The sequence below is a fragment of the Desulfofundulus luciae genome (assembly GCF_030813795.1).
Classification (GTDB): Bacteria; Bacillota; Desulfotomaculia; order Desulfotomaculales; family Desulfovirgulaceae; genus Desulfofundulus; species Desulfofundulus luciae.
In genome coordinates, this window is the sequence record NZ_JAUSUX010000009.1 from 87,273 (window position 1) to 108,278 (window position 21,006).

Below are 21,006 nucleotides of genomic sequence, written 5' to 3' on the forward strand. Positions count from 1 at the left end.
TGACAAAGGGGCCCCGTTAGTGCGGGCCCTATTAAGAACTAATTTAGCGAAAGATAAATCAATCTTCTGGGGGAGAGTCTTTTATCGTTTTCATGACCAGGGCTTCAATCTGCTGCAGGTATTTCTTCCCGAGTACAAGGTATTCTTGCACTTCCTCTCGTGAAAAATTCTTATCCCTGTAGTCCGCCTCCGCCCTGGCCGTTTGAAGGTGGTGGAGGAATCTCCCAAGCTCTCTCGGCAGAATCCCCCCTTTTACGTAGACACGGTTAACCTCAGCTATGACTGCAGAGTGTTTGGCGGGGATTTTTGCTTCAAAGGCAAGGAGGGCAAGACAAGCCCTGTAGAAAGAATAATAGATTCTGTTTATGGCACCCGGATATTTCTTCCCTTTAAAAGCCCATTCAGCCTCGTCCCAGGCCTCCCAGGCTTTTTCCATTTTCGTGCGTGCAAACTCTTTCTTTAAATCATTATTGTCCATGGAAAATTATCCCCTCTCGAGTAACGTTGCGGTAAAAGGGATCAACTTTAAATGAGGGGGAATCGAATTCTTGAATATCGCACGGCAGAGCTATAACCGGAATGTCTTCTCTCATGCTGATTTCAAAGGCTTCATCTACAATCGTATCGCGGATCTTTTTATCAAGCCTTTCCGTCACCACAAGTACGTCAATATCTGATCCCGGAACGCTGGTTCCCCTTGCCTGGGAGCCGAATAAAATTATTAATTTCACCGGAACATCTTTTTTCCTGAGGGCTTCCGCGTATGATTTAACGATCTCTACAGCTCGTTTATTAATAGACACGAAATTATCACCTGCCGGGGCTTGAACTATAGTCATACAGGATCTTCCAAAGCTCCAAGGTTAAAATACCACATGTATGCATACGAATGCAACCGTACGGTAGTCAAAAAGTAAAATTATCTCATGCTACCCCACTGATGTAAAGTCACTTCCCTGTATAAACACTTGTCACTTCCGGCCTGCCGTGGCCCAGAAGCTCCGCCACCTCCAGTTTTGCCGCCCTTTCCGGAGTTACCCTGTGGAGGCCGTATTTCTCCGGATGCTCCAACCGGTAGGCCAGCTCCTCCCTGGCGTATGCGTGGCGCAATCCGTGAAAGGTAATCGGCCGGTCGGTGATTTCTTCCCGGTGCCGTTCGACGAATTTCTGGATGCTTTTGATGACCCTGTGCGTCTTTTCCCCCGGCGCGACGAAGATCTTCTCCCCCCTGGTCCCCCCGCGCTCTTCCAGGAACCGCTCCAGTTCCACCTTTAACTCCAGGCGCAGCGGCACCCGGCGCACCCGACCCCCTTTCCCTTTGACCTCCAGTTCTCCATCCTTCAGGGCGTCCCGGACGTGGCCCACCGTGAGCCGGGTACACTCGTGGATCCTGAGCCCCGCGTGGCGGGCCAGCTTCATGGCCATCACCACGTCCGCACGGCCCAGTTTTTCGGCTTTCTCCAGCATCCGCCGGTATTCTTCTTCCGTCCAGGCCCTATCTTTGCCGCCAGCCGGGGTCTTTTCGAGCCCCAGCGCCTGGTTATCCGGCAGTTCATTGCGCGAACCGGTGAAGCGATGGAAAAACCGCACCGCCGCCAGGTCGTTTTTCAGCGTCTTTTCGGATATGCCTTCCTGGCGGCGGTATTCCACGTATGCCCGCAGATGTTTTTCACCGATGTTGGCGATCTTCTGCAAACGAAATTTTTCCGAGCAGAACCAGAGGAAGTTCTTCATGCTGTCACGATAGCGAAAGTGGGATTGCTTGGATTTTGAGTGAGCAGTGGCATCGACGGCCTCTCTCCAGATTTTCTCAAATTGTGCCATGAGGTTTTTGTACACGCCTCCTGCCCCTTTTACGCCTGTAGCTGTTTTTGATTTCTTCACAGAACCTTTTGTCATCGAGCCTCGCCTCCAGTTCCAGAAGCACCTTATTCTCGGGCATTTCATACTTTCGCCATGGGATCTGCCGGTGCCACCAGCGAATTACGGAATAATAACGTAGCACAGTCCGTTCACTGCGACCCAATTCTTTAAGGTATTTAGAAAATGCCGCTACATGGCGGGGCTGAATGTTACGAATATCTTCCGGTCCAAAGCGCTCAGCCAGGAAATGCAGAAATTTTATGTATTTCCGGTACCACTCTATGCGCTTCTCGTACGAGCCGCCCCTGGCGTAACGAGCAACTCTATCCACAAACTGCCGACCCAAGCGGTCGAGGATGGGATTTCCGGTATTTTCCCAGGAAACCCGTAGCATTTTATCCCCCCTGATCTAAGTTCTCCTTGGAAGCTTTTTTAGCTTAATTGGAAGGTACTTCCTGCTTTAAAAGAAGACAAAAGTAACCCAGAGGTTTATTTTCCTGAGCTCCCGTCACGTGGGTATATGCCGGAAAAAAACCTTTTGCAAATGCCCCTCGGGCCTTGCGCTGCGCGGCTTTTTTGTCGCGGGCTGCGCCCGTCTCAGTTCCCCCTCCGCTTTCGCTCCGGTGGCCTGAGACGGGCTTCCGCCCGTTTCTGCGCTTCGCGGTGCGGGCTTGCGCCCGGTTGCAGCTTTGCCGTGCGGGCTTATGCCCGTTGCCTGCCGCTCCGCGGTTTGGCCGGCGGGCTGCGCCCGGGTTTGCACCCCCGGGGCCCTTGCCCCGTCCGCTGCGGGGCAACCGCCCCGGGGGTGGTACCTTTTTGTTGTCTGCGTGCTCCCGACGGCCGGCTCTTCTAATGCCCGCCTCGCACGCCGTTATGGGCTTGTTAAGCATTCATTGAGGCCCCGTTACCCCCACTTATGGGGGCGGCAGATGCCGCCAGGGCCCATAGCGTGGACCCCATACTCCATATGAAGTGGTTAGTCAGCGATCAATGCGTCATAACCGGGGGTCCGGTAACGCCGCTAATTTGCGGCGGGGAAGGAGCCGGCCGAAAGCCGGCGTCATACCTCCGTTGGTTGATTAAGGTTGGAGCAGGTGCCGACCCTGCGGGCGGCACCCCTCAACCACGTTCTCGATCCCGGGCATGTGGCAGGCAGACACCGGGATCCATTGCTGGTACCGCCGAACTACGGCCCCCATTTACCCCGGGGAGGAGACGGGAATTCATGTTCCTTCCCGCCTCCCCGCCATCCGGAGCTGATCTACATCTACACTGCTTCCGCAACGCTACTCTTCTTGCAAACGGCCTCCAGCAGGACCATCACTTGCCATCGTTTGTCTCCCCTGACCCGCAGGCAGTCGTTGTCGGAATTGCGGAGCCATTGCTGTACCCACCTGTAGGTCTCACAGCTTGCTACATTTACCGCCCTGCCCAGAATCTCAAGGGCCATCCCGGGTTTTTCATCGATGACGTGGCGCGGTATTACCCTGGCAAGGGCATCCGCGTCCTCCGCCTCGATTGCCCTTGCAGCCCGGCGGGCGTAGTGGTCTTTGAGAGCTTCTTCGAGTTGTATCATTCTCATTGCCACTTATACCTCCCGTATGGTTTTTTCCAGGTCGTGCCGGCCACCCCGTTCTCTTGGTTTCGCCCTAAAATCACATTCAGCGCAGCGGCGAGGGTGGCTGCATCCACCGGGTTCTCGATCCCGATGTACTGCTGCACGTCCGCCGCAGACCACTTGTCGGCATCCAGGCAGCCGCACCGGTTGAAGTTGATAACCGCTATTAAATGACTACCTCCGCCGATACCACCGGACGGCCGGACGGCAATCCACATCTCCGTACCCCGCCCCGTAATCACGTAGTTACCCGGTGCTCTGAGCGGGTGTATTTTTACCGGCCATCTGTTATCATGTAAAGAAGCCTGTACTTCCATCATTCGTAATTTAACCCCCTTAAACTCCCAGGATTATATCCCCTTCCGTTTCCCCGGTTTCTTCACCCCACTGACTGCGCGGGGCCAGCAAGGTACCGTTCCAGTTGTAATCCTTTCCGCACCGTTCGCAGGTGTTGGTGAAACCATCGCAGATGACGCTTTCACCGCAGTCGCACCGCACTTCCACATAGCCCGGAATTCGCCTTTTGATATACCTGACAGGATCCGGCACTTCCATCGTTCCGCAAATGGGGCACTTCCCGGGAGTGGTCCTTTTCCAGTTACCGGCTCCGCATTTGGGGCATATAACCCCGCCACCGATTTGTTCGGTAACATATTCAGCCGGAACCCTTTTGATGACTCTTGACATTCGACCCATCTCCTTTCTTATACCCGGACGACCCGCACTTCCATACCGGCCGCCAGGGCGTCATCAATACCTTTTTTATCGCTCCACACTGCCCGGCTAACCGCCAGGCCGTGCTTTTTCAGTTCCACTTTCAGGGTCAAGTATGCTCGTGCCACTTCCGGTTTGCTTTCCAAATCCCGGTCGAAGGCGATTATGACTTCTTTTGCTTCAAGAGCCAGGATAGCCGGTATAGCCGGCCGCCAGGTGGCGGCGCTTAGTGCGCCCACCACGACGGCGCCCAGGTACTTGCAGGCGATGTCCGCTTTCAACGGGCCTTCGGTGATCCATATCCGCCGGTCTTCGACTTTTGCGGGCCTGGTCACGTGGGCAGGGGTGCCGCAGGAGCAGCCGCCCCGGCTTTTGTGACCGCTGAACAGCTTATATTTCCCGCCCCGGGCGTCGTCCATGCGGCGCTGCAGGGCCTGGATCCGGCCCTTTTCGTCCCGCACCGGGATGAAGTATCCTGGCTGCCGGTCGAAGGTCCAGTAGGTGCCGCCGTACGGCCCCCAGGCCTTGTAAAAGCCGGGGATGCCGGCCAGGTCATGGCCCATTCGGATCAGGCGCCTGCAGACCGACCATGGGGCTTCGGTTTCGGGGACCGACCGGTAGCCGTTCCTCCTGATCTCCCATTCAGTCAGCCCGCGCCGGAGCAGATCCTCTCTGTGGCGCGGGTGAAGATAAAGGAGTCGCAGAAAGTCACGGTACACCCGGTCCCGCACTTCCACCGGAGCGGTTTGCGCCGCGGTTATTGAGTCGTCTTTCATGAGCGCCGGCAGGTTTACCATGCCCGGTTCCAGCCAGTGGAGGTAGGCTACCTGGCCGTTGCTCAGGACCACTTCCTTGAACGAGCCCTCGCGCACCCGCATGCAGCTGGCGATGAAGCTATTGAAACCGCACCAGTCGCCCTTGCCGCAGATGGGGCAGGGGCGCCAGGGTTTCACCGGAATGAATTTTCCCTCGGGGTAACGGTGTTCCGCCTGCACCCCCGATCCCCCCTCTGCTTAAATCAATCCCTTTGTTTTCAGGCTTATAAACTTTCCGTCGCCGATGATGATGTGATCCAGCACCGGGATGCCGACTATTCTCCCGGCCTCGGCCAGGTTTTTTGTGATAGCCATGTCCTCTTTCGAAGGTTGCGGGTCACCGCTCGGGTGATTGTGAACAAGGACTATGTTGTAACTGTTGGCCAGGATTGCCGCCTTAAAGACTTCCCGGGGGTGGACCTGGACGCTGTTCAGCGTGCCCACCGCTACGGTATGGATTGCCGTCGGTTCGTTTTTGGCATTAAGGCATATAACCAGGAAGATCTCCCGGTCGGCGTCTTCCAGAAAGTCACGAACCAGATCGGCCACATCCTCCGGTCCGGTTATTCTGCGGGCTGCGTAAAATATGCCCGCTTCCTTGACAAGTTTCACCGAAACGATATTTATCCGTTTCTTCATGCTCCCGGGGCGGCCGCCGGCGCCGCCCCTTTCACCTCCTCTTCGGGTGATTGGGCGGGCCGGGCCGCCTGAAGTTCTAAATCTCGCAGTCTGCCATCCGCCGTGCCCGGTTCCGGTCTTCCGTCTCCGCCACCAGGCGCAGCAGCCGTATCAACCTTTCGCCACGGGCAATCTCCTCGCGCAGGGAAATCTCCCGCATGGCGGACATTGCCACCAGGTAGGTGGTATCTTCACCTGCGTTTCGTGCCTCCCAGATCCGGTATGTCAAGCCGCACATCCCCTCTCTTCCGGGGTGGCGGCTTCCCAGATCCTTTCCAGCACTTCTTCGACCTCGCAGAGCACTTTCATTACGAGTTTAAGCGCCTGTTTCGACTCGCCGCCGACGCAGGCTTTGATGTACTGCCACCCGTGCCAGGCGTATCCGGAATAGCCGTAGATCTCGCAGAGGGTACAGGCCACTGTCTCGGCAACCACTTCCTGCACCGGATCCTGGCCTCCCACCAGGGGGCGTATGGTGTTATGCACCGCGTGCGCCAACTCGTGGAAATACGTTTTGATGTCGTGAGTGTGCAGGTTGATCCTTTTTAGTCCTGGCTGGAAACTGCCGTAACAGCTGCCGTCTCCAGGGCTGTATCTAACTTTGATCCCCAGCCTTGCCGCCACGTCGAACAGGGGAGGCAACTCGGGAGGCATGTAGTTTATCTCCGGCAGGGGTTCACCCTCCGTATCTTCCAGGCGGAACACCGGGATGAACCGGAAACCCACAATCACAGGGCGTTCTTCTTCCCGCTCCTCGCCCGTTTCGGGGTCCTGTATTTTAACCTTCCTGGTTTTGGTCAGCGGGGCCAGAATGTAGAACGCTTTGGCCCCCTTCTTGACCCGCCTGCCCACCTGTTCCCACTGCCGGAACCCCCTGGCGTCCTCGGTCCCGGCCAGGTACATCAGCAGGCGGTTGCCCAGGCTCCATTTGTCAGACGGCCTTTCATCACCTGCCTGGCGCCGGATCATCGTCCGGGCCACCGCCGGCGGCAGGTTGCCACTTTCGAACATTGACAGCAGCTTTTCAAGCGCTTCGCGCAATATTTCTTCTTTCATGATCCGGGGCGGGGCTTAACCGGCCCGCCCCGTTCCCTCCTTTCAATAAGAACGGTTTGCGGGCCGGTGGCCCGGTCAGTTTACCTTTCCGCCTCTGCGCAATCCGGGCAAAGGAAGCCTGTCAGGTTGCCCCGGCTGTCGTAATCACCGTGGACCAGGCAACCCCCAAAGCGGTCTGGCCTAGCCCATTCCCTGGCCTGGCGCAGGCAGGCTTCGCAGTAGCCCTTTTTAAGTAGCCGCTGCGCGTCGTCGCCCTGCAAATACTCGGTCTTAGCCATTTCCCCTTCCCCCTTCCACCTTCACCGGGATGACTTCCTCACCCCGGCAGAAGTGCACCAGGCGGTCGGTCTCCACTGCTCTTGCGTTCCATACGGCAATGGTGCCGCACGCGTGGCAGGGACCAGCGTCTTCCCAGGGCTGGGGGTGTGGGACTTTATAGAACAGGCGGTCCTTGTGCCACGGGGTGCGGAACAGCACCCCCGGCTTAACCCTCTCAAATTTCATTCTCTCCAGGGCGGACCCTTCCGGCCCGCCCCATTCCCTCCTTTCTGGAAATGGTTTGGGCCGGAAGGCCCAGTTAGCTTACTTTGTATTCTTCGCAATCCATTCATCAATTTTGGCAGCTATAATAACTGCCTCCTCTTCACTCAGGAAACCAAAAAGTTTAAGGGTCATAAGTGCGCTAGACACTCTCTGCCCGTAAGTCTGATCGACCCAGTCTGGTGCCGGGTCGGAGGGAGACCGCCTTTCTGCAAGGGACATTTTATCTTCCCCCTTCCTCTTACGGGGCGGGCGTTACGTCCCGCCCCATTTCTCCTTTCTTGAGAACGGTTTGGGCCGGGAGGCCCGATATCCTTACTCCCGAAAGCTGTCCCGCCAGTCGACCAGCCTGATTTTCAACTCGTCCAGGCTGTCCCGGAAGGGGTAACCGGCGGCCAGTTCCTCAGCCAAGTCTTTCTCCAGCTCCACGAGCCTTTCTATAACTAAGTCCAGCAACTGGTACATCCCTGCTCTGTCCATGTTTTCGGGGCAGGCCCCCGGCGACCCGCCCCCATCTCACCTCCTTGTCTGAAGTGAGTTAGGCGGGCCGGGCCGCCTGAGTGATTAAGTTTTCCTTAATAAAGCAAAAGAGGACGGTCGGAACATGAATGTCCCGTTTTCCGTCCTCTTTCTGGCCTTGACGGCCGTATTCCAATCTTCTTACCTGCGGTATGCTTTGCTCCGATGGACTACCTCGGCAATATGAACCTCCTGGTTTTCAAACCGATACCGGAAGGTCACACGCCAGTCACCCACCCGAAGCCTAAAGCGATTGTCCGCGTATTCCAGCTTAAGAACATCACCTTGGGGTGGAAACATCCGCAGGTTTCTTTCAATCGCCATCTTAATTCTTTCACGTACTTGTCTTTCTAAAGACTTGAGTTGCCGAATAGCCTTGGGGGAAAAGATTATATCATACACCGAGTTCCCTCCAGACATCTTCGGCTTTTATGCCTTTACCGGCATCTATTTCGGCAAACGATTCTTCGATTTCAGCCGCTTCTTCCGGTGAAACCTTTTCAGTTGGCCAGGCCATGGAGTTAAGAATAACCCACAATGCCTGCACCTGTTCATCGCTCAACCGGTCGATAAGGGCCTTGACATACTCCCTCGCAATAGCCATGGTAATCACCCCGAGATCATTATATCTCGGAGAGACCATCTTCACCACTCCTCTTTCATTTATCATCGGCTCTCCCTTACACTCGGCTACCGCAAGGTCACCGCCAGCGTGACGACGATGCCGCCGAATCCCAGCAGCATGGTCATCAGAAGACCGATTGACCAGCGGTAGATGCCGTGCAGTTCTTGTCTTAAACCGTTAATTTCTTGCTTAACGCCACCAAACTCTTCCCGGAATTCGCTCCGCAGGTTGTTCTCCATCCGGTCCATTCTTTCCACCAGGTAGAGAAACCAGTGCGGGGGTAGTTCCGGCGGCTCGGCTGCAGCCGCTGTTTCTTTCATGGTTTCCACGGTTATCACCGCCCCCACCTCCAGTTTAACATTCCGGAGGCTAGCCGGCAATCTCGACGCTTACCGCGAAGAGTTTGTCGTCGCCCATAGGCCGGTACTTAATCTTTGCTTGTTTGCCCGAGGAACCCAGCAGAGCCTGACCGTTACCGTTCTTGGCGCAGATCTTATATTCCGCACCGTCTCCGGTAACCCCAATCGCCCAGATGGTACTTTCACTTTTTCCGGGCTTTACCTCTTTAATGGCAAAAGTATCAACCTTCAGCTCTTCCTGATCTGTGCTATTTCCCCTGCGGGATTCATTTTTGTCTCCTTGTGCCGATTTCTGCTCACCTTTTACCAGCGCCGCCAGCACCGCCTGCGCGTCGTCCGCTCTGCCCGCACCAATGAGCGCAGACAGCAGGTTGATGGTCGCCACAGCGGCCGTCTGGCGGGAGCGCAGCCATTCGAGTTCCCGGTCGGTGTTTGCCAGGTTGTCCCTGACGGCCCGGAGGGCTTCTTCGTCCCCGCCCTGGGAAAGTTTCTTTTTCAGGTCCGTCCTGGCAGCCATTATGTCGCGTATTACCGTCGGTATCTCGTTAACTTCCTTAACCAGCTTGACCAGCATTTCCTTCATGCTTCCGGGCTACGGGCCATCCGGCCCGCGCCCAATCACCTCCTTGAAAATGATGATTGGTTTTGCGGGCCGGCGGCCCTTAATTTCTCTTTACACTCGCATCCCTTACCGTACTGCCGACTCGGAAGGAACGCAGAACAGGTTACCAACGTCGATGGTTTCGCCTTTTCCGTTTCCTTCCGTAAACCTCTTTATTGCCCGTTCCACAAAAACTTCGACATCGAGATCGTAAGTTTCCTCTCCGCAGCGCGGGCAGTAGTAATAGGGGATTCTTTTGAGACAAAGCGCTGCGCCGTCTTTTACCAGCGTTTTTTCTTTAAACCGAAGTTCGGCGTTCTCGTAGTAGCACCCGGCACAAATGCCGAACAACTCAAGCTTCTCCATGATATCGCATCTCCTTTTATTTCCGGGGCGATTTGAGAGTCCGGTGATCGTCTTCCCAGATATCCGGGTCCGGTTCGTAGACTGTATCCAGTATTACGGTTTTCCCGTGAAGCGCCACGACCAGATGGAGGATCCGACCACCGTTCCCACGACCCATAACCACTCTCACGGGGTCCGGATTGCTTCCGTACATTCCCGGCGCATGGCCCTGGATGATCTCTCCGTTATTTATAACGTTATACACTTCTTCCACCGTTATACTTCTTGCTTTGATCCGCTTCCGGCAGTGCCTGGAAAACCGGACACGGGCACGGCGAATGCGGACCATTTCTTCCTGCCATCGTTCTTTGCCGTCATACACTTCCCGGGCTGCCTCCTTTCTTTCGAAATTGAAGCGCCCGGGTTTTTCTCCCGCGGGCGCCCGTTTTCAACGCCCGCAGGGGCTTTTAAAAGCAAAGAAACACCTTAACGTCCAAGCCTGTAACTTTGCTTGCCCGTCAAGGTGTTCCACTTCCCAAATTTTCGTTTTCTCCCGCACGCCTCCCGGCGTGCATGTTCCGGCACCTTACATGTTACTGATACTCCGCCCCAGGCAAGCCAATCGGCTTGCAAACTCTTAACGCCGCAGGCGGGGGCACAGCCTTTCGCGCGGCGCTTAGCCCGTCTCGGTTTCTTTTCACCGCCGCAGGTTGGGCGTTCCTGTTTCCCGGCGGCTAGCCCGGTTCGTGTCGGGGAGGCCACCCCCCACTCTCAACGCCACTTGAAGCTGGGCGGCTTCGGCCTGTGGCGCTTGGGACTGCTCGCTTACAAGGGGTGTCGTGCGGCTGCCTTCGGAAGAGTCCACCTTCCTGCCGCTGCGGTCTTCCGCCGCTCACCCCAGGGGCCGGATACAGCTCCGGCCAGGCAAGGCATCCTGCCGCTCATCGCCTGCAGTCGTGCCGTTTTGCCCGTTTCTTACGGCTGGGTCCCACCGCCCGCGTCTGCTCATCGCCATGACGCCGGGAAAACGGAGTGCGCTGCTCATCGCCGAGGCACCCCATCCTGCGAGTACACCCTGCTCATCGCCGTGGGACTTTTCGCAGGACCTCTCTTGCCAACGTGTCCGCCTGCTCATCGCCGTGACGGCCGTTCCGGAGCTTCCATCCGTACCGGGAGAAGGCATCCCGATAGGCAAGGAGTAAAAAATTTGTGTCTTTCATCTTAACCCAAAACTTAACAAGCTTTTTGGCCTCTGTCAAGTGTTTTTTTGAAAAATTTTATGCCTCAGTTCACCGGGCTCAATTAGCACCTCGTCCGCGGTGTACATTTTTCCTGCCGGTGCCAGGTCTTTTCCCTCCCGTAAAGTCGGGAAGATGCACACATCGGCGTGCGGGAGGGGGTCTTCGCCCCGGCGGGGCGCATCAATTACCCATTTTTCCGCACCCGAAGTGCCTGTGAATTCCATTTCGGCCACGGCGCCGCCCCTACCGTTTCTCACCACCCGCCACTTGAACCCGGGTACCTCTTTTTTCGCCAGGGCGTAGAAAAGCCCAAGAGCCGCCAGGCGGCATGCTTCCTGGGCGTCCTTCGGCGGCCTCGCGTCAGCCGGAAGCCAGAGCCGGAACTGCCCCTTGAATTGCCCTATTTCGGCAAATACGTTGACCCAGCGTGCCATTCCAGCCCACCAGAGGCTGTTAAAAGCCGTACCCGCCGTTTGACGGGAACAACCCAAAGCAGTGGCGGCCGCGCCGGTGGTCAGCGCCTGGGCTTCAGTAAGGCAGGCCAGCAGGTCGAAGGCCCGGCCGGTGAAGTCGATTGATTCGCCGTCCCCCCGTTTGTACTGGGCCGCCCCTATTGAGATCCCCCTCGCGTAGTTAACGTTTTGCTTCCCTGATTCTCCTTTCACGCCGCACCCTCCTTCCCCGTATGCGTTCCGGGTCCAGCACGACCAGGTGCAGTTTCCTTTCCACCTTGTCGAAAGACAAAACCTGAAACGGCAATTGTTCCCCTTCCTCAATCATTTTGTTAAGTGGATAGCCGGCCAGGCCGATCAAGCCCTGGCGGACTTCAACGAACATTTCCCTGCCGCGAATTTTTAAAACTCTGCCGGTCAGGATGGTGCCCCGGCTGAATTCTTCGTTTTCCCAGGGGTCTTTGATTGATACCCGTATATCTTTTTTTTCTTTGTCTATGGCCTGAACCGTAACCCTGATCAATTGCCCCGGCCTGTATATCACGTCCAGGGGAAGCGATCTGGAATAGGCCGCATTTCGATACGGCACTTCAACTATCACGCCGCCGCCGATGTCAAGCCCCACGCCTCTTCTGGATACAAAGCGCACCAGGGCCGGAATTTCTTCGCCTTCGGTGAGGGTGCCCAGCAACTGGTTGATCGCCTCTTCGACCACTTCCCGCCGGGTGCAGGCCACAATGCCGTTTTTCCTGTCGATGCTTTTTATTTTGACGTTCACTTTCTGATTGACGAAAAAGTTCATCGTTCTTTCACTGGGCAGCCCGGTTTCGGATGAGGGCACCACGCCGCGCACTCCGTCCGCGTCTTCAAATTTGAGTTCCCAGTATAATCCGTTCAATGTTTTCGGCCTCACAACGGACGTTACGACCGCGCTTAAGACGCTGTCCCGGTCTTTGGCATCATAGAAAATATCCCATTGATCCAGTTCCGTTATGCTGGTTCCTTCCGGAGCTATCCGCATACATCATCCCCCCTGTCGGTTTTGAACTCGAATTCTATCTTGCCGTCTTCACCCAAAACCAGGATAGCTTCAAATTCCCTGCCGGCTTTGGATTTAAAACCTTTGATGACGCCGGTTTTGCCTTTCCGGAGCAGTTCTTTTGCCTGGCTGACCGTGATCTTTTTGCCGGCGATTTCTTTCCAGATGATGAATTTGCATCCTTCCTTCCAGCCCGCGCAGCCGTAGCCCTTCTTCCCCTCGATGACATCCTTGCCGCAGAGGGGACATTTGCCCAGGGCCTGGCCTGCATGGTCGGCAAATTCGAAGTTGACTTTGCCGTCTTCCCCCAGGGTCAATATGGCGTCGAAACTCTTGCCGGCTTTAGATTTGAAGCCCTTAATTACGCCGGTTCTGCCTTTTTGGAGTAACTCCTGTGCCTGTTTGGCCGTAATCTTCTTTCCGGCGGTTTCCTTCCAGATGGCAAAGTTACATCCATCTCTGTACCCGCTGCAGCCGTAGGATTTGGTATATTCCAGCACGTCACGTCCGCATAGAGGACACCTGCCTATCACCTCCTTCTGATGTACCGCGCCATTTGCTTCCTGTGCTTTTGCCATGGCCACCACCTCCACCGTGAAGTTTTTGAGGCCAACCAGCCACAACCGGGCATCATCCAGCCCCTCCTCTATACGCCGCAGCCCGTCTTCCCATTGAGCGGTCAGTTCCACCGATTTCAGTTTTTCCGGCACCAGGTCTACCAGTGCTTCGCCCCGCGGGGTGGGCACCAGGGTTTTCTTGCGGCGCTCGATGTATCCCCGCTTGATCAGCGTTTCGATGATCGCCGCCCTGGTGGCGGGGGTGCCGATGCCGCCGGCGGCTTTGAGGGTTTCGGCCATTTCCCTGTCGTCCACCAGGCGGCCGGCATTTTCCATGGCCGCCAGAAGCGTGGCTTCGGTGTACCGTTTCGGGGGTTTCGTCTGCTGCTCGACGGCCCCCGCTTTTTCGACAGCGACCGTCTCGCCTTCGGCCAGGGGCGGGAGCGGTTGTGATTCTCCGTCTTCGTCTTTCCCATCCTTTTCCTCCTTTTCTTCCGGCCCGTATACCGCTTTCCAGCCCGGCTCGATCTCGACCCGGCCCCCGGATTTGAAAGTCTCGCCTCCGACTTCGGTGACCACGGCGGTTTCGTCGTAGACTGCCGGGGGGTAAAACATGGCCAGGAACCTCCGGACCACCAGATCATATACCTGCCGTTCCGCGGGGTTGAGGGCCGCCGGGTCCGGAGTCACGTCCGTGGGGATGATGGCGTGGTGGTCCGTGACTCCGGCGTCGTCGATGTGACGTTTGCCCGGCATCATCCCCGGCCTTATACGGCGGACCAGTTCCCCGTATTCCGGGCATTTTTCCAGGGCGGCCAGGCGCTTTTGCAGGGTGTCCCGCGCCAGTGCCTCCGTTAGATGGCGGCTGTCGGTCCTGGGGTAGGTGATCAGTTTGTGCTTCTCGTACAGAGATTGGGCCGTGTCCAGGACCTTCTGGGCCGTCATTCCGTATTTCCGGTTGGCTTCTTTCTGCAGGTCGTTCAGGTTGAAGAGCAGGGGTGGGGCTTCCGTTTTGGTGCGTTTTTCAACCTGTGCCACCCTGCCGGAACCGGCGGCCAGGACGGCCCGTACCAGTTCCTCCGCCCGTGATTTTTCTTTGATGCGGTTCTCGCCACCCCTGAACCACCTGCCCCGGTAGGTGGCCCCGCCGCTTTTCTGGAAGGTGGCCCGGACCTCCCAGTAAGTCTCCGGCTTGAAATCCCGGATTTCCCTTTCCCGCCGCACCACCAAGGCCAGGGTGGGCGTCTGCACCCTGCCAACGGAGAGCAGGGTTTTGTGTTTCACCGAAAACGCCCGGGTGGCGTTGATCCCCACGATCCAGTCGGCTTCGGCCCGGGCCCTGGCCGCCGCTGCCAGGTTGTCCAGTTCGCGGCCGTCACGGAGTTTTTTGAAGGCCTCCCGGATTGCGGAGGGGGTGGCCTCCGAAAGCCACAGGCGTTTGACCGGTTTTCTGCAGCCGCACCACTCGTATATGCGGCGGAAGATCAGTTCTCCCTCCCGCCCCGCGTCACAGGCGTTGATTACTTCCGCCACGTCCGCCGAATTGAGCAGTTGCTTTAGGGTCTTGAGTTGCTTCGTGCTCCCCCCGATCGGATGCAGTTTGAACTCCTCCGGAAGGATGGGAAGCTGCTCAAGAGTCCACTTGACGAGGGCCGGGTCGTATTCGTGCGCGTCGGCCAGCTCCAGGAGGTGGCCCAGAGCCCAGGAGATGACCAGACGGTCGTTCTCCAGGTAGCCGTCTTTTTGCGCGAATTTCCCCAGGGCGGAGGCAATGTCGCGGGCGACGGACGGTTTTTCGGCTATAACCAGCTTGCGCAAAACGCTATTCCCCCTTTTTGCCGATCAGGGCCGCAAGGTCCGGGTTGCTGGTGACCACCGCCTTTTCCACCTCGCTCCAGGCCCTGAACCTGATCACCCTTTCGGCGTTCCATCTCGCGCCTTTCCCGGCGGGCAGCTTCCTGTTGTACGGCCAGTCTTTCAGCCAAAGCGCCGGTACCTTGTTGAGCAGGGCCGCTGCGAGCACCGGATCGTCTTCAAAGACCGCCACGGCCTGCAGTTCTTTCGTGGCCACCTCCATCTTCCCCTGCCTGTCCAGGCCGCACAGCACCTGGTCCGCAGGGAAACCGTGTTTCTGCAGCCAGCGCACGGTGAGAAAAAGGGCGTCCCCGGGGCGGGAGCTGATGTAGGCGATGCGGTAGCCGAGGTCCGCCAGGGTCTTCAGCGTCTCGGCTGCGCGGGGGAACGGCTCTGCCCGTTGCAAAAGTTTCAGGCCTTCCTGGGTACTAAAAAACCCCGGCGGTAGCGGCGCCGGGTATTTGTTCAGCGGCACGCCGAACCTGCGCACCAGCTCCAGGTTTGTATTTGCCACGGTGTTGTCCACGTCTACCGCTATCCACATGTGTCTTCATCCTTTCTTCCAGGTGGGCCAGGACCCGCCGGGGGTCCACGCCCGCCAGCTCGAATATACCATGCTCGTAGCCGTCCTCCAGTGCCGCTTTCTGAATGAATTTCCGGGCGTCGGCTTTGATACGCCTGGCGGAATAGTCGCGGTCGTTCAACCTGATCGGGTTAACCGCGTCTTTCACAGCCTGTAGCACGACTGCCCGCGCCAGGCGAACGTATGCGGGTTCGAACATGAAAACCACCTCGCTCAAAGGTTCATGAATGCTTCCACATCAAACTCCAGGGTCTTTTGGAGAACTTTCCGGGTGCTGGTACACGCTCCACCGGTGAGTTTTTGCGCAATCCCGGCCAGTTGGCGCTCTATCTCCGACAGCCGCTCCTCAAGACGGATGGCCGTGTCGATAAGTTCCCTCGCCCTGGCCGCCCGCTGGCCGGGAGGGTAATGGAACAGCGGGTGGTCAGCCGGCAGCCGCAATTCCAGCCGCTTATACTTTGTCTTATTCCTCGCCACGACGAACCACTCCTGTAAGAGTACCGGTACCTTCTTTTCCAGGTGTCATGCGGCTTCAAACCCCTTTTTCCCGCTCCGGTTCCGGCACTTAATGACCGCGACGATCAGCGCCACAAAGGAGTACCGGTACCTGAAGCGAAAAATTGCCCTCAAAGCCGGATTTTACGCACCTTTGGGAGTTCCGGTTACAACCCTCAAAAATCCTTCCGCGTTGGCCCACTGCGGGTCCGGCAGGATCTCGGCCGCCGGGAACATATCCGTCAGCTCCGGTAGCGCTTTCGCCCCACCGCCGGCCAGGTAGAACTTCGCCACGAAGTCCCCTTTTTGCCCCAGGGCCGCAAGCACGCGGTCGGCTATGGCCAGGGCGGTATTGACGCGGGCCGCCTTCACCGCTGCCGTCAGGTCCAGCTCTCTGCCCCGGAACGTTACCCTGCCCTGAGCGGCTACGGCTGCTGCCACGCTCATGTCCAGAGGAGCCCCTGTCGTGGACCCGAAGGCGGCTGCTACAGCTTCATACATCTGGAAGACGCCGTACTCAACAGAACCGCCACCTTCGGGGCCGACTCTTCCACCGGCCACCCTGGCCAGCACGTAGTCCGTGGTTTTGTAGCCTACGTCTACGAGGCACACCAGACTGTTATCCGGCAGGTCGGAAGCCGTCAGCAACGCTCCGGCCCCCTGGGGATATACCACCACCTTCCCGAAGGAGACCCGGGCGAGGGGACCGTCGTCTACAGACACCTTCGCATGCAGGGCCTCCAGATGCCTGCGGAGTTCGTCCCTTTGCAGGCGGTAGTAGGCCACGGGAAGCCCTACCACCAGGGTAGCTCCCTCCCGGGCCTCCAGGAGCCGGGCGGCTGCCAGTACGAGGATGTCGTGGTTGGGATGTTTGTATTTCTCACGGTCCAGGGTAAACGTTGCCCCCTGGCCTTCCCGCAGGGCCAGTTCGCCCACGAAATACTTTTTGGTATCGCTGGTATTGCCGTTCAATCTGCGAATTTGAACCACGTGGCCGGAGCAGTTACGGGACAGTTCAGCCAGCGGCAGTTCGCGGTGCGGGGCCACCACGGAAGGTATAAGCACCCGTTGGTCTGGAGACACGGCCTTGGTATGGCTGTAACCCACGTCGATAGCTATCATAAAACCAGCTCCTTTCGGTAAATGGTCACAAAAAAAGCGCGTTAAACGCGCTATTTCTCAAAGCACCCGTTTTACCACACCGATAACACTAGTATAAAACACTAGTATTATCTATTTACCAACTGCCTTCCCCACCGCCACCTTACTTATGCCCGCCAGCACTCGGACCACCTCCCCCGAAAACCCCTGTTTTTCCAGTTCCGCCAGGGCTTCAGATTTCGTAAAGCTCCTGTCCCTGTATGGCCGGTGTTCCAAAAGTGCCGTGAAGACTTCCACTGCAGCAACTATCACCGACAGGGGGTGTGTCTCCCCGTTTCTCAGCCCGTTCGGATAACCGGAGCCGTCCGGCCTCTCATGATGTTCCCTGACCACACGACACACCGGATCCGGCACGTCAGGCCAGTATTCCCGCAGGTAATATTCCCCTGCTATAGGATGGGCGTTAACCAGCTTCCGGTCATCGTCGCTCAAACAGGCTTTACTTACCAGCGCTGAAGGCCAGGTAATCTTGCCGCAGTCATGGAAGAAAGCCGCCTGGGTAAGCCATTCTAGCTCTTTTTCCTGCAGTCCTAGTGCACGGCCTACAGCTTCGGCGCACACCGCCGTGGCGATGGCGTGATAATACAGCGTCTCGTGCCAGGCCAGCATCTGCATGGCCAGCCTGTTCGGCCCCTGGTACTTCAACATCTCGGCCAGCCACCCGGGCAAGCCCGGGCGATGAAGAATGAGTGCGCGCACTTACGAGACCACCTTTCTTCAGGTTCTTTAAAGAAGAGAGAAAGCCGGGCACCCCCGGAAAAAGGGGTACCCGGCCTCATGCTCTTTTCCTGGCCCTGTTTTTACTGTTCCACGCAGCCGCGCAAGATGCATTACAGAACAGCCGGTCCGCTTTCACGGCGGAAAACTCTACGCCGCAATTAAGGCATCTGAACTGCCTCAAGGGTCTTTGTCTATCCGGCGGCACGAAACTGCCGTACAGGTATTCCCGGAAAGAGTGGATGAAGGCGCCCACGTCTACCGGCCCGTACTTACTGGCCTGGACGAGGCACCGGAAGAAAAGCTCAGCTAACTGCCGCTCGCGCTCGGTCAGGACATGCTCCACAGATATCACCACACATTTACCTTTTCCCATTCCCGAACAAACCCAGCAAAGCATCGAACTGCACACCCGGCCCCGCCATTCTCCCGGCCGTATTGCGGTCCACTTCCCCGCACAGAACCAACCTGCACAGCGCTCCCAACCGTACCTGGGGGTCGGGATCGTCCACCAAAAAGAGCGCCAGGTCCCCCGGACACTCCGGGTGGCGCACCGCGTGCCAGCGCATCTTCGGGTTTTCGGAGATGCGCCAAGGAAGCGAGTTTTTGCAGAACAGCGCCGTCCGATTCCATCAGCTTGTGTCCCTCCCCTGCAGTACTACGAACCAATCTTCATAAATGCTCCCTTGTGTCACAACCACTCCTTCAGCGTAAGGTGGCGCGTTCAATTGCGCCGCTCCTGCCGCCCCGTTACCGGAAAGTTGCATCCGCACCACCGTCCCGCTCGGGCAAACCGCCAGACTCGGGTCCGTCCAGAACTCCACGGCCCACCTGTTCACGGCGTTGCCGGACGGGTACATGGGGTTGCTCATCCCGTCCGGCAGTTTCGCCGGAATATTCACCGTAGCCGTCTTGTTTCCCTGAGGCCCGGTGTAGGGGAACGCCCAGGACACCGAGTTCAGCGGTCCTACGGAATCAACCAGAAGCACCACCTTCGCCCCGGCCTTGACTTTCGGGAGCTGGTTTGCCGTCATCCCCTGGGTAATGACGAAGTGTGTCGCCGGATTCTTCGGATCCGGTGAAACCTGACCTGCCGGCGGGCTGACGATCTGGGCCACCCTGGGCCGCTCGAAAGCATTCACGCAGAAATCCGCCCAGTTCGACCAGGGCGATTCAACCCCGGCCTGGTCCCATACTTTGATACGGTATTTGAACAAATAAGCTCCCGAAGCCCATAGCGGCCCGGGCACGTCCGGTGCCGTGCTTGTAGGTACGGTGTACTGGTTGCTACTGCTCGCCACCTTACCGCTGTCCAGCACCAGGGCCATGTCCGAAGCCCGGAATATCTGGACCTGGTATGCACTCTGGCTGTCCCCGGGGTCGGGGTCAGAGAATGTCCACGAAAGGGTAGGTGTCGTCGTGGTAAAGCACGTGCCGTAGCTCTGCGGTACTGGCGGGTTCGGCGCGCTGTCCGTGTCCAGTCTTACAGCCACGCCCCCGCGCGGGTTCGTCGCTATTTTCGGGGTAACGTTGGTGTCGGAAGTGACCAGCTCCGCCTTCCACTTCACCGCCCTGCCGGGACTGACCAAAACCCAGAGCTGTTTGTTGTCCACCGAAGGCAGGGCATCGTTTGCCGTGCCTATCTGGTTCCACGTGTTCCCGTTATCCGGAGACACTTCCAGCACCGTGCCCGAAGCCGTACCCCGAACACGCCACCGCTTGACCCAGTTGGTACCGTCCGCCGTGACGGACCAGGTTACCGAAGTGTTGTTCGGCAGCTCGTGGGCGGCTCTCACCCTAACGTGAGTCACGTTGTAGCCGGGGTCAAAGGCTTTCGAAACGGCCACCGCCGGGGAACGGTAGCCCGCGTTCTGCAAAATATCGGAGACTGTAACGGAAAGGGACGAGTTGTACACCAGCGAAGAGCCGTTCCACTGGTAGTATTTGACCTGGTTGCCGTCAACAATTATCCGGTCGTAAGAGCCCGGCCTTATGGCCACGGCGCGGGGGTTCGTCAGGCCCGAAGTGACCGAGAGGGCCGCGTTGTACCGGAGGGTCGTACCGTCGAAGGAATAGTGCTTCACCTGGGTGCCGTCTACTATTGCCACGTCGTACCCGTTCTGCGGATCAGCCACCGCGAAAGCCACCGGATTGATTAGCCCGGTCACAGTCAGGGCAGGATTCTCCACCATGCCCGAACCGCTGAAGCTGAACCAGCGCACCCTGTTCGGCTCCAGCACCACCGTATCGTATCCCCCGGAGGCCAGTGCTACGTCAATGGGGTTGCTCAGGGCCACAGAAGGCTCCAGCACGGTGTTCCTGGCCATGTTCGAGCCGGTGAAGCTGAAGTGCTGGACCTGGGCCCCCACCAGGGCGGCCACCTCTGACTGGCCCGCCGCACCCACGGCCAGCACACCAGTCAGCCCCGCCACAGAAAGGGCAGGATTGTAGGCCATGCCGGAGCCGGTGAAGGAGTAGTGCTTCAGGCCGGTTGAATCGGCCACCAGCACGTCCGGGTAGATGCCCCTGGCCGCCACCGCCAGAGGGTTGCTCACCCCGGAAACGTTGAGTACGGTGTTCTCCCGCATCTGGGTGCCGTCGAAGGAATAGTGCTTCACCCCGGAGGTGGTGAGCACCACGTAGTCATACTCCCCCGACTCCCAGAATCCCACCAGGTCGGGTACGGGCTTCGGGGGTAGCTTTATCTCCCGGTTCGCCGTGTCCACCGTGGCTGACGTAGAGGACGTGTCTATGGTACCCGGGGTGTCGGTCGGGCTTATCGTATAGTCCGTGGCTGCCGGGGAAGGGCGGGGAAAGAGGGCCAGGGCTAGGGCCAGCAAGCTAACAATAGCAAAAAACAGGTATTTGAAGTTTTTCATGTTGGACGAACTTCCTTTGTATTCTTAGTAGTAGGCATTTCACTGTTCTAAGCGAATTAAGTAATTATCCTGCTCTGCGAACAAAACCGAAGACTATAGTTGCAACCAAGGAAAATACCACACCTCCAAACAAAAAAGTAATTCCGAAAGTAATTAGTAGACCTACCGGACACTTGTAAGGTTCCAAAGGATAACATTTTGTGTTGATTGTCAATAGAATTGACCCACTTTGTGCAAATAAAATTGACCCACTGGAGAACAAAAATAACCAGCATTGATCCCCCTGATGAGACGA

General features: G+C 57.5%; 32 protein-coding genes. All 32 read right to left on the reverse strand.

The features are described 5' to 3' along the window. Positions 1–58: 58 nt before the first annotated feature. Complete coding sequence (locus J2Z49_RS07205) at positions 59–478, reverse strand: HEPN domain-containing protein (protein ID WP_307401409.1); 420 nt, start codon at positions 476–478, stop codon at positions 59–61. Further along, a complete protein-coding gene (locus J2Z49_RS07210; protein ID WP_307401412.1) occupies positions 468–803 on the reverse strand; it encodes a nucleotidyltransferase domain-containing protein in 336 nt (111 codons plus the stop codon). The genes J2Z49_RS07205 and J2Z49_RS07210 overlap by 11 nt, the downstream gene beginning before the upstream one ends. Positions 804–948: 145 nt before the next feature. Then, complete coding sequence (locus tag J2Z49_RS07215; RefSeq protein WP_307401415.1) at positions 949–1,839, reverse strand: tyrosine-type recombinase/integrase; 891 nt, start codon at positions 1,837–1,839, stop codon at positions 949–951. Beyond that, a complete protein-coding gene (locus tag J2Z49_RS07220; protein WP_307401418.1) occupies positions 1,811–2,257 on the reverse strand; it encodes a site-specific integrase in 447 nt (148 codons plus the stop codon). Before J2Z49_RS07220 ends, J2Z49_RS07215 begins: the two co-directional genes overlap by 29 nt. A gap of 873 nt (positions 2,258–3,130) precedes the next feature. Then, positions 3,131–3,445: a hypothetical protein gene (locus tag J2Z49_RS07225; RefSeq protein WP_307401421.1), complete on the reverse strand. Its 315-nt coding sequence runs from the start codon at positions 3,443–3,445 to the stop codon at positions 3,131–3,133. Further along, positions 3,442–3,801, reverse strand: a complete 360-nt coding sequence (locus J2Z49_RS07230) for a hypothetical protein (RefSeq protein WP_307401424.1) — start codon at positions 3,799–3,801, stop codon at positions 3,442–3,444. The genes J2Z49_RS07225 and J2Z49_RS07230 overlap by 4 nt, the downstream gene beginning before the upstream one ends. Positions 3,802–3,817: 16 nt before the next feature. After that, positions 3,818–4,168 (reverse strand): hypothetical protein, encoded by a 351-nt coding sequence (locus tag J2Z49_RS07235; protein WP_307401426.1) that lies wholly within the window; start codon positions 4,166–4,168, stop codon positions 3,818–3,820. A gap of 17 nt (positions 4,169–4,185) precedes the next feature. Continuing rightward, positions 4,186–5,190, reverse strand: a complete 1,005-nt coding sequence (locus tag J2Z49_RS07240) for a toprim domain-containing protein (protein ID WP_307401430.1) — start codon at positions 5,188–5,190, stop codon at positions 4,186–4,188. A gap of 18 nt (positions 5,191–5,208) precedes the next feature. Further along, positions 5,209–5,649 (reverse strand): JAB domain-containing protein, encoded by a 441-nt coding sequence (locus J2Z49_RS07245; RefSeq protein WP_307401433.1) that lies wholly within the window; start codon positions 5,647–5,649, stop codon positions 5,209–5,211. Between the two features lie 76 nt (positions 5,650–5,725). Continuing rightward, entirely contained in the window at positions 5,726–5,917 is a 192-nt protein-coding gene (locus J2Z49_RS07250; protein WP_307401435.1) for a hypothetical protein, read from the reverse strand. Beyond that, positions 5,914–6,744 (reverse strand): ArdC-like ssDNA-binding domain-containing protein, encoded by an 831-nt coding sequence (locus J2Z49_RS07255; protein WP_307401438.1) that lies wholly within the window; start codon positions 6,742–6,744, stop codon positions 5,914–5,916. Before J2Z49_RS07255 ends, J2Z49_RS07250 begins: the two co-directional genes overlap by 4 nt. An 80-nt stretch (positions 6,745–6,824) precedes the next feature. Continuing rightward, positions 6,825–7,022: a hypothetical protein gene (locus J2Z49_RS07260; RefSeq protein ID WP_307401441.1), complete on the reverse strand. Its 198-nt coding sequence runs from the start codon at positions 7,020–7,022 to the stop codon at positions 6,825–6,827. Further along, positions 7,015–7,248, reverse strand: a complete 234-nt coding sequence (locus J2Z49_RS07265) for a hypothetical protein (protein WP_307401443.1) — start codon at positions 7,246–7,248, stop codon at positions 7,015–7,017. The genes J2Z49_RS07260 and J2Z49_RS07265 overlap by 8 nt, the downstream gene beginning before the upstream one ends. A gap of 78 nt (positions 7,249–7,326) precedes the next feature. After that, the gene (locus J2Z49_RS07270; RefSeq protein WP_121450852.1) at positions 7,327–7,506 is read right to left on the reverse strand and encodes a hypothetical protein; all 180 of its coding nucleotides are present in this window, start codon (positions 7,504–7,506) and stop codon (positions 7,327–7,329) included. Positions 7,507–7,599: 93 nt separating this feature from the next. After that, complete coding sequence (locus J2Z49_RS07275; RefSeq protein WP_307401447.1) at positions 7,600–7,764, reverse strand: hypothetical protein; 165 nt, start codon at positions 7,762–7,764, stop codon at positions 7,600–7,602. A 180-nt stretch (positions 7,765–7,944) separates the two neighbouring features. Further along, positions 7,945–8,223 carry a type II toxin-antitoxin system RelE family toxin gene (locus tag J2Z49_RS14845; protein WP_407650063.1) on the reverse strand — a complete coding sequence of 93 codons (279 nt, stop codon included), beginning with the start codon at positions 8,221–8,223 and terminating at the stop codon, positions 7,945–7,947. Next, positions 8,198–8,446, reverse strand: coding sequence for a hypothetical protein (locus J2Z49_RS07280; RefSeq protein WP_121452475.1), 249 nt, complete (start codon positions 8,444–8,446; stop codon positions 8,198–8,200). The genes J2Z49_RS14845 and J2Z49_RS07280 overlap by 26 nt, the downstream gene beginning before the upstream one ends. A gap of 47 nt (positions 8,447–8,493) precedes the next feature. Further along, positions 8,494–8,766, reverse strand: a complete 273-nt coding sequence (locus J2Z49_RS07285; protein WP_307401450.1) for a hypothetical protein — start codon at positions 8,764–8,766, stop codon at positions 8,494–8,496. 31 nt (positions 8,767–8,797) lie between these two features. Next, positions 8,798–9,370 (reverse strand): hypothetical protein, encoded by a 573-nt coding sequence (locus J2Z49_RS07290; RefSeq protein ID WP_307401453.1) that lies wholly within the window; start codon positions 9,368–9,370, stop codon positions 8,798–8,800. A gap of 105 nt (positions 9,371–9,475) precedes the next feature. Continuing rightward, positions 9,476–9,754, reverse strand: coding sequence for a YgiT-type zinc finger protein (locus J2Z49_RS07295; protein WP_307401456.1), 279 nt, complete (start codon positions 9,752–9,754; stop codon positions 9,476–9,478). 16 nt (positions 9,755–9,770) lie between these two features. Further along, the gene (locus J2Z49_RS07300; RefSeq protein WP_307401459.1) at positions 9,771–10,115 is read right to left on the reverse strand and encodes a DUF4258 domain-containing protein; all 345 of its coding nucleotides are present in this window, start codon (positions 10,113–10,115) and stop codon (positions 9,771–9,773) included. Between the two features lie 873 nt (positions 10,116–10,988). Next, positions 10,989–11,639 carry a hypothetical protein gene (locus J2Z49_RS07305; RefSeq protein ID WP_307401461.1) on the reverse strand — a complete coding sequence of 217 codons (651 nt, stop codon included), beginning with the start codon at positions 11,637–11,639 and terminating at the stop codon, positions 10,989–10,991. Next, positions 11,608–12,447 (reverse strand): RNA-binding protein, encoded by an 840-nt coding sequence (locus tag J2Z49_RS07310; protein ID WP_307401464.1) that lies wholly within the window; start codon positions 12,445–12,447, stop codon positions 11,608–11,610. The genes J2Z49_RS07305 and J2Z49_RS07310 overlap by 32 nt, the downstream gene beginning before the upstream one ends. Beyond that, on the reverse strand, positions 12,438–14,840 hold the full coding sequence (locus tag J2Z49_RS07315) for a DNA topoisomerase III (protein WP_307401468.1): 2,403 nt from the start codon (positions 14,838–14,840) through the stop codon (positions 12,438–12,440). Before J2Z49_RS07315 ends, J2Z49_RS07310 begins: the two co-directional genes overlap by 10 nt. 4 nt (positions 14,841–14,844) lie before the next feature. Then, positions 14,845–15,420, reverse strand: coding sequence for an LNS2 domain-containing protein (locus J2Z49_RS07320; protein ID WP_307401471.1), 576 nt, complete (start codon positions 15,418–15,420; stop codon positions 14,845–14,847). Further along, entirely contained in the window at positions 15,305–15,658 is a 354-nt protein-coding gene (locus J2Z49_RS07325; RefSeq protein ID WP_307401473.1) for a hypothetical protein, read from the reverse strand. The genes J2Z49_RS07320 and J2Z49_RS07325 overlap by 116 nt, the downstream gene beginning before the upstream one ends. Positions 15,659–15,672: 14 nt before the next feature. Continuing rightward, positions 15,673–15,936, reverse strand: a complete 264-nt coding sequence (locus J2Z49_RS07330) for a hypothetical protein (RefSeq protein WP_307401474.1) — start codon at positions 15,934–15,936, stop codon at positions 15,673–15,675. A 162-nt stretch (positions 15,937–16,098) separates the two neighbouring features. Next, positions 16,099–17,076: a ParM/StbA family protein gene (locus J2Z49_RS07335; RefSeq protein WP_307401477.1), complete on the reverse strand. Its 978-nt coding sequence runs from the start codon at positions 17,074–17,076 to the stop codon at positions 16,099–16,101. Positions 17,077–17,187: 111 nt separating this feature from the next. Continuing rightward, positions 17,188–17,814, reverse strand: a complete 627-nt coding sequence (locus J2Z49_RS07340) for an HD-GYP domain-containing protein (RefSeq protein WP_307401479.1) — start codon at positions 17,812–17,814, stop codon at positions 17,188–17,190. Positions 17,815–17,890: 76 nt separating this feature from the next. After that, positions 17,891–18,208, reverse strand: coding sequence for a hypothetical protein (locus J2Z49_RS07345; RefSeq protein WP_307401482.1), 318 nt, complete (start codon positions 18,206–18,208; stop codon positions 17,891–17,893). Beyond that, the gene (locus J2Z49_RS07350; RefSeq protein WP_307401484.1) at positions 18,195–18,401 is read right to left on the reverse strand and encodes a hypothetical protein; all 207 of its coding nucleotides are present in this window, start codon (positions 18,399–18,401) and stop codon (positions 18,195–18,197) included. The genes J2Z49_RS07345 and J2Z49_RS07350 overlap by 14 nt, the downstream gene beginning before the upstream one ends. A 63-nt stretch (positions 18,402–18,464) precedes the next feature. Further along, positions 18,465–20,711: a glycoside hydrolase family 78 protein gene (locus tag J2Z49_RS07355; RefSeq protein WP_307401486.1), complete on the reverse strand. Its 2,247-nt coding sequence runs from the start codon at positions 20,709–20,711 to the stop codon at positions 18,465–18,467. Positions 20,712–21,006: the final 295 nt, after the last annotated feature.